Annotated in this window: 12 protein-coding genes and 3 pseudogenes; 9 read left to right on the forward strand and 6 right to left on the reverse strand. The window is 33.4% G+C overall.

Features of this window, described 5'->3' with window-relative positions; all coding sequences use genetic code 11:
• Nucleotides 1-467 precede the first annotated feature (467 nt).
• Both E2K98_RS28990 and E2K98_RS28995 read right to left on the reverse strand, forming a co-directional pair.
• Nucleotides 468-773 (reverse strand): DUF4870 domain-containing protein, encoded by a 306-nt coding sequence (locus tag E2K98_RS28990; RefSeq protein WP_133340331.1) that lies wholly within the window; start codon nucleotides 771-773, stop codon nucleotides 468-470.
• 235 nt (nucleotides 774-1,008) lie between these two features.
• On the reverse strand, nucleotides 1,009-1,404 hold the full coding sequence (locus E2K98_RS28995) for a DUF3888 domain-containing protein (protein ID WP_165976428.1): 396 nt from the start codon (nucleotides 1,402-1,404) through the stop codon (nucleotides 1,009-1,011).
• A 212-nt stretch (nucleotides 1,405-1,616) separates the two neighbouring features.
• On the opposite strand from E2K98_RS28995, the gene E2K98_RS29000 reads away from it, so the two are divergent.
• The 6 genes and pseudogenes from E2K98_RS29000 (at nucleotide 1,617) to E2K98_RS29025 (ending at nucleotide 6,172) form a co-directional block, all read left to right on the forward strand.
• Nucleotides 1,617-2,096 carry a GNAT family N-acetyltransferase gene (locus E2K98_RS29000; protein ID WP_133340335.1) on the forward strand — a complete coding sequence of 160 codons (480 nt, stop codon included), beginning with the start codon at nucleotides 1,617-1,619 and terminating at the stop codon, nucleotides 2,094-2,096.
• A gap of 437 nt (nucleotides 2,097-2,533) precedes the next feature.
• The gene (locus tag E2K98_RS29005; protein WP_133340337.1) at nucleotides 2,534-2,896 is read left to right on the forward strand and encodes a hypothetical protein; all 363 of its coding nucleotides are present in this window, start codon (nucleotides 2,534-2,536) and stop codon (nucleotides 2,894-2,896) included.
• Between the two features lie 158 nt (nucleotides 2,897-3,054).
• Nucleotides 3,055-3,249 (forward strand): annotated as a pseudogene (locus E2K98_RS29010) (carboxymuconolactone decarboxylase family protein); the annotation flags it as partial.
• Between the two features lie 332 nt (nucleotides 3,250-3,581).
• On the forward strand, nucleotides 3,582-4,499 hold the full coding sequence (locus E2K98_RS29015) for a Gfo/Idh/MocA family protein (protein WP_133340339.1): 918 nt from the start codon (nucleotides 3,582-3,584) through the stop codon (nucleotides 4,497-4,499).
• Between the two features lie 454 nt (nucleotides 4,500-4,953).
• On the forward strand, nucleotides 4,954-5,457 hold the full coding sequence (locus E2K98_RS29020; protein ID WP_133340341.1) for an AAA family ATPase: 504 nt from the start codon (nucleotides 4,954-4,956) through the stop codon (nucleotides 5,455-5,457).
• Nucleotides 5,458-5,572: 115 nt separating this feature from the next.
• Nucleotides 5,573-6,172, forward strand: a complete 600-nt coding sequence (locus E2K98_RS29025; protein ID WP_133340343.1) for a pyridoxamine 5'-phosphate oxidase family protein — start codon at nucleotides 5,573-5,575, stop codon at nucleotides 6,170-6,172.
• Between the two features lie 139 nt (nucleotides 6,173-6,311).
• Here the strand turns inward: E2K98_RS29025 and E2K98_RS29030 are convergent.
• Both E2K98_RS29030 and E2K98_RS29035 read right to left on the reverse strand, forming a co-directional pair.
• Nucleotides 6,312-6,594, reverse strand: a pseudogene (locus E2K98_RS29030) (tyrosine-type recombinase/integrase); the annotation flags it as partial.
• A gap of 96 nt (nucleotides 6,595-6,690) precedes the next feature.
• Nucleotides 6,691-7,578, reverse strand: a complete 888-nt coding sequence (locus E2K98_RS29035) for a DMT family transporter (RefSeq protein ID WP_133340345.1) — start codon at nucleotides 7,576-7,578, stop codon at nucleotides 6,691-6,693.
• Between the two features lie 390 nt (nucleotides 7,579-7,968).
• Between E2K98_RS29035 and E2K98_RS29040 the strand changes: the two genes are divergently transcribed.
• Nucleotides 7,969-8,847: a LysR family transcriptional regulator gene (locus tag E2K98_RS29040; RefSeq protein WP_235824967.1), complete on the forward strand. Its 879-nt coding sequence runs from the start codon at nucleotides 7,969-7,971 to the stop codon at nucleotides 8,845-8,847.
• Between the two features lie 157 nt (nucleotides 8,848-9,004).
• Nucleotides 9,005-9,256 carry a hypothetical protein gene (locus tag E2K98_RS29045; RefSeq protein ID WP_133340349.1) on the forward strand — a complete coding sequence of 84 codons (252 nt, stop codon included), beginning with the start codon at nucleotides 9,005-9,007 and terminating at the stop codon, nucleotides 9,254-9,256.
• A 165-nt stretch (nucleotides 9,257-9,421) separates the two neighbouring features.
• Here the strand turns inward: E2K98_RS29045 and E2K98_RS29050 are convergent, their stop codons facing one another.
• Nucleotides 9,422-10,390 carry an FTR1 family iron permease gene (locus E2K98_RS29050; protein ID WP_235824968.1) on the reverse strand — a complete coding sequence of 323 codons (969 nt, stop codon included), beginning with the start codon at nucleotides 10,388-10,390 and terminating at the stop codon, nucleotides 9,422-9,424.
• Nucleotides 10,391-10,648: 258 nt separating this feature from the next.
• Between E2K98_RS29050 and E2K98_RS32480 the strand changes: the two are divergent.
• A pseudogene (locus E2K98_RS32480) lies at nucleotides 10,649-10,783 on the forward strand (YnfA family protein); the annotation flags it as partial.
• A 148-nt stretch (nucleotides 10,784-10,931) separates the two neighbouring features.
• Here E2K98_RS32480 and E2K98_RS29055 read toward each other — a convergent pair.
• Nucleotides 10,932-11,219: a hypothetical protein gene (locus E2K98_RS29055; RefSeq protein WP_133340353.1), complete on the reverse strand. Its 288-nt coding sequence runs from the start codon at nucleotides 11,217-11,219 to the stop codon at nucleotides 10,932-10,934.
• Between the last annotated feature and the right edge of the window lie 506 nt (nucleotides 11,220-11,725).

An 11,725-nucleotide genomic window follows, 5' to 3' on the forward strand; every position in this document is an offset into this window, starting at 1 on the left:
GAATCTAAGAAAAGAGATTAGCTACAGTCTGTAAACGATAACTAGGAGGAGCCGTGTGCATTAATAGTGCAAGCACGGTTCTGTGAGGGGGAGGAGTACAATCTACCGGAAGGTAGAAAGGCTCCCTTCTACTCGACTAGTTGAACAAGAATTTACGAATTTAATGAATTTGTTTGGTTAATAATTGGTGTCACTTTAGAAGGTAATTTGCACTTATTTTAATGCTAGTTTGCACTATAAATATATACAAAAAGCCCAAATTCTCAACATTAAAATTGAGAATTTGGACTTTTATCATTACTACGGAATAGCGCCCTTTTATGGAAGAGCGTTATTGAAGCAATGCACCCGCATATCTTTTCTTTTCAAGTATCCGTTACAGAGCTAACATTCGCATGAATTATCGTAAAGTTATTTAAATACCACTATTCATCATCATTAAAACGATTAGATTCGTTTAGATTTAATCAAAACCATGATCCAATAATAGGATATCGAAAAGGACGATTATTAATTGCTTTAACAATTCCATTAATCGGAGCTATTATAGCAATGAGTCCAAAAATAATGAGGAATGGAATCCCAATTAATATCCAAGAAAAAAAAGCAGACACTGAGATTAAAATACCAATCACAATATGAAATACCAAAGCCTGTAAGGATAAGCTTTTAATTTCTCGATCTGAAATAATAAAATATGTGATAATGGGAACTAGTATAGGTGCAAACCAAGTACTAGCATGAATCAATATTTTGAATCCCTTATTTTCCATTTAAATTTACTCCTCTTTGTATCGTAATATTTAACAAATCTTTATTCATTAATCATTATAAAGTCTTGGTTAGAATATTACATCAGGCTATGAACTAAATCGTTATACGACTTTGGTCGTAGTCCAAATTAAGACTGGTGCTTATATGGAAGATCCTGCTGCCATCGATGCAGCATTTTTATTATGCTAACGGGGCAGGTTAGTGAAGAATATTAAAGAAGAATAAGCACCTATTTTACAAAGGATGCCTGCACTTAGTTATTTCGTTTGGCTTTAGCCTTCTGCTTTTGAAATCAATGGTCCGCCAAAATGGGGAACGAAAATTGCTAAACTTAATGGTCACTAAATCATAAGGCGGATTATGAGCACCGTTAAATGTCGTTACCTGAAGGGTGACATCAAAGTAGTAGCTGCCTTGTTCCAACTTCTTGATTTGGAGAATTTGTTCGCAATAATACTGCTTCGGTTTACCGAAATGTATCTTAATTTCTTTGTCAATTGAGGGAAATAACAAATTCAAGATTAGTTCATCACGCAACTCTACATCATTTTTAGTTATCGCTTCTGCTTTCACGGGTGAATAACAGAAAAGAGTGAAGCAAGCAAACAATATTAAAAGACTTTTTATCATAAAATCCTCCATTTAATGTTTCTTTTATGATGAACAATTTAAGGAATTCTTATTTCACTAACGGGTGGAAGAGGTAAAGAATGGGGATCGTTGCGGCGGTCTTTTTTCTTATTCGACTAACGGGGCAGTTTAGTTGCATAAGGAATAATATAAAATTTACTTTAATGTTAATATTAGTCTAAATAGATTTTTATATAAACAGGAGAATTAAAATGGAAATTCGTTTAGTTGAAGGTTCAGACTACTATGTAATTTCACCTCTAATCAATGAGTGGTGGGGTGGCAGGAATATGTCTGATATGTTACCAAAATTATTCTTTGACCATTTTACACAAACAAGTTTCATTGCAGAAAAGGATGGTAAACTTGTGGGTTTTCTAATAGGATTCCTTTCTCAAACTCATTCAAATGAGGCATATATTCATTTCGTTGGAGTTCATCCTGAATACAGAAAGCATAATATTGGAAAACATTTATACAATAAATTTTTTGATGCGGTAAAGCAAAATAATCGAAGTATTGTTCGTTGTGTAACGTCACCTGTCAATAAAGTTTCGATTGCTTATCATACCAAGATGGGTTTTGAAATTGAAGATGGAGATAGAATTGTTGATGGTCTATCAATAAATACGGACTATGACGGACCAAATCAAGACAGGGTTTTATTTGTAAAAAATTTGATTAAATTCTAGTTTCTTATTGAACTCCCATGAAAATAAAAACTGAAAAAGGGCATGAAAAAATAGACCCGTAAAATGTGGTCGGTAAATAAATGAAAAAGAACTATACAGTAATGTTTCTTATGTTTTTTGCCGCTTCGATTGCGGGTGGGTTAGCATATAAAGAATATCTTTGATTTTTCAATGATAGTGGAGTGGGTTTAGGAACAGTCTTCCTCTTTTGTGCTGCATTTTTCGTTGGAGAGAACCAAAGGACTCAAAAGGCACAGTAACTATAATGGCTGTGTCATTTTCTTTGTTAAGATGCTTTTCTAAAGTTATGAACAGTGATAATCTGTATGCTCAAAATTATGATTAAAAATAATAAAATCCCCTTTATATATAATGGACTATAGAAAGGATATCATAAAATGAAAAGAATAATCTTTGGTTTAGTGGGAGTAGGAATCATGTCAGCAGGATTAATCTTCGGTAGTGGAATTATAGAAAAACAAGCGGAAGGTAGTGAAAAACCAAATATAGACGCATTGTTAGCTGAAAATGGATTTACAGCAGAACCACTGTCGAATGATGAAATGAAAGAAATGGATTTATATCTTGAAAAACATCCAAAAGAATTTTCAATTGATAGAACTGTAATTGGAAAAGTGAAAAATCATGAAAATTCAAAGGTTATAGAAGTTGCCATATCACAAACATCTGGTATTCTTGGTGAAATTCAGGCCGGAAATCCAGAAGAAGCTGAAAAAGTTAGAAAAGAAAAGGGTTTGTCTTTCATTCCTATTTATTTAAATCATGATAAAGATAGATAAAATAAATTTTTAATTTAAAGGGGATTTTTATTTAAAAATAGCTTAATTTTTTTCATAACAAAACGATAGTACCTAAAACATATCAAAAAAGGTAGTTTGGTAAGTTCTACACTGATTGGTGGGTAATAACGGCAACTCCTTTTCCATTGACGGTTGGAGAGTGTACATTTTACACAGATGCAGAATAAGTAGCTCTTGAGTTGACAGAGTACGTGACTTTAATCCCGACAAAACGTGTGCCAGATGAGCTTTATCAACGAGTACGTGAACATTATGATGAAAGACAATATGTTGACCTTGTTCTAATTATCAATCAAATTAACAGTTTGAATAGAATTTCTATTGAAATGGGAATACAGCAACAGAAAAGTAATATTCTCAACAATCATCTAAAGTCCGTCTCAGATTGTAGACAAAAAGCATCCAAATAACCAACCTGGATGCTTTTACATTGGTTGCTTTTATGGAGCAAAAAATACCACTATTCTTGCTCTCATTGATCATCAAGACGAAAAGCTCTTACTAATACTATCTTTACACCGAACAAAAATAATTCTTCTTTAAAATAGATTTTTTGTAATTAATTGCTATGAACCTAATTCTTTAACCATAGCACTGTCTATACCATATATAGGTTGTAAAATAGCTATGGTACCAAATCTAATTATGATAAAGGATGATTAATTTGATGAAACCTAGAATCGGAATGGTAGGACTGGGTGGTATCGCTCAGAAAGCATATTTGCCTATTCTTTCAAAAGAAACAGATTGGACATTTGCGGGTGCATTTTCACCCAGTAGAGAGAAGAGAAAGGCAATCTGCAATCAGTATCGTATACAAGATTTTGATAGCTTACCAGTATTGGCTCAAGAGTGTGATGCCGTGTTTGTACACAGCTCTACTGAATCACATTATGAAGTGGTTTCGGAACTGCTTAACAAAGGGATAGATGTATATGTCGATAAACCATTGGCAGCATCTATTTCAGAAGCAGAAAAATTAGTCGAATTAAGTGAAAACTTGGGAAGAAAGCTTATGGTTGGATTTAATCGTCGCTTTGCTCCAATGTATGTGAAAGCAAAGGAAAAAGCGAATAAAATAGCTTGGGTATGTGTTGAAAAGCACAGAACGGACAGTGTGGGTCCTTTTTCTTATGAGTTCACAATGTTAGATGATTATCTTCACTTAGTTGATACAGTACGTTGGTTGGGTGATGGAGATCTTAGTGCGCTGTATGGAACTGTTCATACAAACGATGAAAATCAACTTTTATATGCGCAACATACGTATGAATCCTCTCAAAATATATCTTTCACCACAGCTATGCATAGAAAAGCAGGAACGAATTTAGAACAAATAGAATTGATAACAGACGGAGCAATTATCCGTGTAAAAAACATGAATACAACAGAAATCGAAGAAGAAAATGCAATAACTACAATAGTTCCATCTTCATGGGAAACAACTTTAAAACTACGTGGCTTTGAAGCTGCTGTACAGCATTTCATTTATTGTATTCAAAATGATGAGCAACCCCTTGTTGATGGATTAGAAGGGTTAAAGTCTCAACTACTAGTTGATCAATTACTAAAGCAAAAATAATTAAATACATAAGTAAATGGTGTATAAAGCTAATAGTTGTCAAAAGCGAAAAAGAATAAAATTTAATTGTGAAATCTCAGGAGGAAACTAGAGTTGCCTAGTATTACAAGAGTTATTGAAGTACATCAAGAATTAGAAAATGTATCTAATGCACCTATTTTGATTATAAATGGAATATTATGGATATTTTCGGGGGGTGGTATTTATTGTACATTTGTTAAAAGATAGAAAATCATTTTCTCATCTTGGATTAACATTAAGAGGATTTTTCTTTGTAATAAAACTATTAATAATAAGTTATTTAACCATTTCAATTAAGAATTGTAATTTTATTGGTATAATATGTAAATTAGATATAAATCTTAACGTGTAAATATTTATAAGAGGAGAATGTCTATGGGAACTAACGAAGTAAAAAGTTTAAACTAAAATAAGCGGGAGGGGGTTAAAAAATATGAAACAATTGGGGACGCTATACTTTTTCTGTGGAAAAATGGGAGCTGGAAAATCAACTAAATCAAAACAATTGGCGATAGATAAACAAGCGGTACTGTTGTCAGAGGATGAATGGCTTTCATCTCTGTATCCCAATCAGATTGCAGCATTTGAGGACTATCTAAAATTTTCAGCGCAGCTCAAGCCGTTGGTCAAAAAGCATGTCCAAAACATATTAAGTGTCGGTACAGATGTAGTGATGGACTTTCCTGCTAACACTAAAAAACTGCGAAAGTGGTTTTTGGATATGGCGTCAGAGGTCAATGCAAACCATCAACTAATTTTCCTTAATCTAAATAACGAGCAATGCTTACGTCAAATTGCACAAAGGCGTAACGAACAACCCGAAAGAGCAGCTTTTGATACGGAAGCGGTGTTTATTCATGTTACTAAATTTTTTGAAGCACCAGAGGCATCCGAGGGTTTAAATATTTTAGAGTTTAGCGGAAAAGAATCTTTGTGAAGTTGTTACACTTAAACAAACGAGTGCTTGAGTTGAACAGTGGGGTTGCTGCGGCAATCCCATTTCTAATTCTATGTGTTAAAATAATAGTCAAAAATTGAAAGGGATGTAGTCGATGTCAAGAGGAGAACATTTACTTCAAGAACAATATGGAACAACAAAGAGAGCTTCCTCTTTTTATGAAAATCAAATGCTTAACTACCTTAACAATAAGATGACTGAGTTTATATCAAAACAAGGTATGATGTTCATATCAACGGCTGATTCGAATGGAAATTGTGACTCCTCTTTTAGGGCTGGCTCAAAAGGCTTTGTACGTGTTATTGATGATAAAACAATAATATTTCCCGAATATAAAGGGAATGGTGTTATGGCAAGTTTAGGTAACATCATTGAAAATCCCCATATAGGACTAATGTTTATAGATTTTTTTGAGAATAGCATAGGATTACATGTTAATGGTAAGGCTGCTATTATCGAAAACAGCGAATTAAGCTCATTTAATATTCCTGAAGAGATAATAAATGATATTAAAGAGAAAGAAGGAAACAAGCCTGAACGTTGGGTTATGGTAAAAGTTGATGAAGCATATATTCACTGTTCAAAACATATACCAAAACTACAACATATGAACAAAAAATTATATAGGGGAACTGAAGATGAAGAACAAAAGAGTGGAGATTTCTTTAAGACAAAACAAAGTATGAAACAGTAAAGATTGTGAAGAAAAGCACTTAAACAAAAGGGTGCAAGACTTGACAAAAAGCAATGCATTTTTCAGCATTGCTTTTTGTGGTCCCTTTTTAAAAATACTTCTTATAAAGCTCTTGCCTTAAACTCCCACTTAACTGTGTTTATATCCTCGTAGTCTCACTTTTCTCATTGACCTTATAAACTCTGAATGACTTCAAGAGGGGCACCATTATTTAACATGTGAGTAGCATAGCTATGCCTCAGCTGGTGTAGATGGATCGTTTTATATAAGTCTGCCCTTTTTGAAATTCACTTGATGATATATCTCAGTTGGGCAATACTCATTCGGTGTGGATACCGTTCGGTAACAAAAATGGCGGCATCGTCATCTTGGTGTTGTTCAAAGTATCTTTTGAGCCAAATTACACAGCGGATATTACAGTATTTCCCGAATAGGAGATACCACGAAAACGGCTGAAAATGATCGAATACGGGATTTTTATTGTCTTAGAGGTTTATTTATCTACCTTGGCGAAATATCTATTCCAGATTATTTTTATAATTTAGTTTAAATATACTTTTAAAATCTAGCTCAGCAATTAATACACTTAATAATATGAGTAATGCACCTAAGTAGCCATTAAATGTGAGCGTTTCACCCGTGAAAAAGAAAGCAAAACCTGCTGAAAAAACAGGTTCTAATGAAAAAATAAGACCCGTATGTGTAGGGCTAGTATATTGCTGTGCAATAACCTGAACAATGAAAGCTATTGCTGTACATAATATGCTTAAGGCTAAGATTGAAAACCATGATTCAACAGTGTCAGGAAGTTTTGGGGTTTCCATAAACATTGAGAAAATGAGACTAAATAGGCCGACAAAACCTAGTTGTACTACCCCAAGAGTAATTGAATTAACATGCTTAGTCATTGTCCCTGTAACAATGACATGAACCGCATAAAATAAAGCAGATAAGATACATAATATATCACCATTAGCTATCTTTAATTCGTTATTTAACGTTAATAATCCTATTCCTACTATGGTTAAAACAATCCCTAATACTATTTTTTTTTCAGGTCTTTGCTTTAAAAATATAGATGATAATACTGGAATAAAAATAACTGTGAGACCCAATAAGAAACCGGCATTAGAAACACTTGTATACTTTGTTCCAAAAGTCGCAAAAATATAAACTATAAATAAAATAGAAGCTAATATAAACGCATATTTTACAGTTTTAAAATCAATTTTGATTAAGTGCTTGTAAAATATTATACCTGATAAAAGAAAAGCAATAATAAATCGTAATGCGATTAAATTATATTCTTCTATGTATTTGAGACCAACCTTTGTAAGTAAGATGGATGCACCCCAAAAAAATGTAACCATTAGTAGCATTAAATCAGCTTTTAATTGTATTTTCATCTCTATTCCCTCGTTGTTTATAATTTGTAATTTCATAACCCTTTTACTACTACAAAATCGTCTTTACTTCTACAATATTTAATTTTTATATTTTTGGGTTCCATCATTTACTTTAATTGGTGTTCAGCCGTGGTACGTGGTGCGCGTTGTTTCCAGACAATCTGCGTTGAAACATGCAATAAATCTGGAGGATTACACAAATAATCTAACTTTCACCTGGTCGTGTATGCCATGCGTGTAGCGGTAGTATTTCCTTTTCCTTATCCTTTTGTAAACCGCTTAGTCTCTTGATAATTTCCTGTGTTTTCATTATAATTCGCATTATTAAATTAGTAAAAATCATGTTTCTAATGAAAATCATGAGATTTACTCATGAAGGAGAGGACTGATTTGAATATTTCACAATACGAGGCTTTTTTGAAAACAATTGAACTAGGGAGTTTGACAAAAGCTGCACAGACACTAGGTTACACCCAGTCTGGGATCACCCATATGTTAAATGCATTGGAAAGTGAATTCAGACTGAAGCTTCTGAACCGTGATCGTTCAGGTGCTACTGTTACTTCAGATGGTAAGCAACTATTACCATATATTCAGGCAGTATTGAATCGTCAACATAATCTGAATAACAAATTAGACGAGATACATAGATTAGAATCAGGTCTAATCAGAATTGGAACATTTACTAGTGTGTCAGCACAATGGCTTCCGGGCATGATAAAGAATTTTAGATTGGACTTTCCAAAAATTCAATTTGAATTATTACATGGTACGTATCAAGAAAATGGAAAGTGGCTTATGGATGGGAGACTCGATTGCGCTTTTGTTCGAGTGCCCGCTAATAAGCAGTTAAAGACGATATTCCTAAGAAGAGACCCTATAGTAGTTGTTTTGCCTGAAAATCATCCTCGTGCACATGATGCATTTTTTCCAATCTCAGGTTTATCAGAATATCCATACATAAAACTTTATGAAGGTGCGGATGATGAGATATCAGAGATATTTACAATTCATCAAATAACGCCAAATGTTCACTTTGTCGAAAAAGATGATTATGCAGTTATTGCTATGGTTGAAAAAGGGTTAGGAATTAGTATTTTGCCTGAGTTAGTATTAAAGAATACTTCTCGCAAGGTAGTATATAAAGAATTAGAAATTCCATCATATAGAGATTTAGGGGTTGCCGTCAAAGACACAACAATGCTTTCAACTTCTGCGCAAATATTTTTAACATATGTGCAAACATGGATTTCTAAAGAATATTCTTAAAAATTCAATTCGGTATTGTTAATATAAGTAGTAGAAATTCCTTGCTTTTCGCATTGCTCCTCCTGCAGTTATTAGAGATGAAGAATCGACAAACATATTATTACAATGGTATAAGGAAAATGGCATAAATGATATTGGCTACGAGGACGAAACACTAATGTTTGATGAGGATGATAATTATATTGGAAAAGGACCAAACGGATTTTATGACCTATTGCAGGTAGTTTCTGATGTATCAAAAAGATTACATGATAATAAAGTTATTATTAATACTTTTAACAAAGAAATACCTATCATTATTCACGATTTGGAATATTCTTGGTACACAGTAGAAGCAACGCAAAATGGAAACCCTAATGGAATAGCCAACATATTCTTGGAAGCATTAAACCAAGAGTTTCCAGAGTAAATACTTAAACTATAGGGTGCTTATGTTAAAGAGGGGGATGGCTACGGCGGTCCCTTTTCTTATTCGACTAACGGGGCAGAATACTTAAAGAACAAATTCGTATGAAATAAAAAAAGAGCAACGCTTTTGAAAGTTGCTCTAATTTTTTAATCTAATGCTTTTATTTTAAGACGCAATTAATTTTTTCTTAATTGCTTTTCTTTTTGTTATATACCGTTGTGCAAAATAAGAACCTAATACATAAATAACTGCTAGTGCTTGAAATGATAAAGTTTCTACCGTTGGAAAAATACAGAACCAAACTTGAGCCCAATTAGGTATATAAAGATTACTAATTGTGGTTGTACTCATCCAACCTGCTAATTGCATCTCTTGAATAGTTTCACCCACCATTACTGCTAGGACTATTACTAAAAGAGCACCGGTAAACACTAACATCTTTTTATGAGGTAAACGACGTTGGGCTAAAAATGTGAGAACGCCAACGATCATCGTTAATGCTAAACCAATTAAAGCTCCTTGAAGAACAATTTCCGATCCTGCTTTTAATCTCAAATTCTGTAGGAATAGAACCACTTCAAATCCTTCTCTATAAACAGATGTTAGACCTAGAATGAAAAGGGACCAAAACGTAGATGCTTGAACTATTTCCCCTTTATTTGAAGTGATTTTTTGTTTCTTTTGATTATGGAGTTTTATCCATCCAGTCCAATAAATTTGGTGGAAAAACCAGTTCATAATAATAAGTAAAACAACCACTGCTAAAATACCAGTAAAAGCTTGAATATTTAATTCAGATGCGTTCACTGCTGAGATGATAGCTACAACAATGAACCAAGTGGCTATGGTAGCTAAGAATGAAACACCAGCACCTATTGAGATAGGTTTCCATACAGAGTCTTCCTTTTTACGTACTAGTCCAGAAATTATAGCAGCTAACACTAATATAGCTTCTAACCCTTCTCGAAAAACAAGGATAGCAGTATTAATAATGGCTGCACCTGGTGTTATGTTTTTTGCTGTAGGATCCGGATTACCATGATAATTTACTCCTTGCCATATAATAACACCAATCAACACTGCTAACGCAACAGTTATAAGAAAGGTCTTGAGATTAAAGATTTTTCTTAACACTTTGATCAACTCCCAAATACAAACGATAATGATAATCTCTATCATTTAGAATGATTTAATTTTAGCCAAACTTATATTTATGAGTCAACGAAATGATCAAAATCTAATTAGATTTTAATCTATTTACATACTGGGGTATTTTTTCGACCAATACTACTTTAAGATTGGGACTAGATGGATGCATCTCTTAATTCTTATATAAAAAATGAAAAGATAAAGGTGAAATTTTATTATGGGTGTATATGTCATTTGAACAATGGAGGAGTATTTATAGTACTTTCGGTGTTATGGTGATGGGGCATAGATAAAAAAACACCTGCTTAATATGATTGGATTGGAGCAGGCATATGTTTAGTGGGTGTTTCGGTTATGTTATTAGCTCCCAGTCAATAAAAAACAGGTTACATTTTTTCTTCAAGTAATGGGTGCTTATGTTGAAGAATAGGGGCTGCTTTGGCAGCCCTTTTCTTGTTCGATAAACATACAGATATAGTGTTTTACACTGAGTTGTTATTGTAAAGAATTTTGCTCCCATTGCAATTTAATTTATTTGGATTGCGGAAACGACCAAATGATTATGGTCCACCTCTATATGATACTGTTTTCCATTTGTCCCTTTTACTAAATAAATCAGATCTGCACCAATTAAAGATCCAGTTTTCGAATAAAGGGAATACGAAATCATTTTTGTACCTTTATCTTTCATGGCTTGCCTTAGACTTTCATCAAGAGTTGACCGGTTTATGTAGTTTGAAAAACCAATAAAAATAATGACGGCAACTACTACTGCAACAAGAAAGTACCAACCTTTTTTATTAGCTTTAGACATGGGTTCCCTCCTAAACTATTTTAATAATAACTTAGATAACTGTATTTATTATGATTATTCAGAATGTTGATTAATACATGAATAGAATTCAATTAAATTTTAATAAGAAAGGTTGAGAATTTTTAGGTAGTAAGCTTATTCAATAATGAAATTTGGGTGCATGACAAAATGGGGCTAATACAAAGGTACTTATAAATAGAATAAACCTGTCAAAACAATCTTTTTTAAATAAAGCAAAGGCTTTTTCAAATCAAGGACTTATTTCATATTCAACAAACAGGCCAAATTGCGGAGGGCACAGTACGAGTAAGAATATTGTTCCTAGATTGTTTTGTGAAGTATTTCACTTAAACTATCGGGCAGGTGTGCGGCCGAGCCTAGGTCGTATCATATAACGGGTGGGATTCCCGTCGAGTAAGAACTAGCCATTCGCTCGTAGCGAGTCTTGGAGGGCTAAAGGTAACTTTAGTCTTTAAGCGTAGACAGTTAGGTGGCGGGCCGAAAGC

Source organism: Bacillus salipaludis (genome assembly GCF_004358205.1).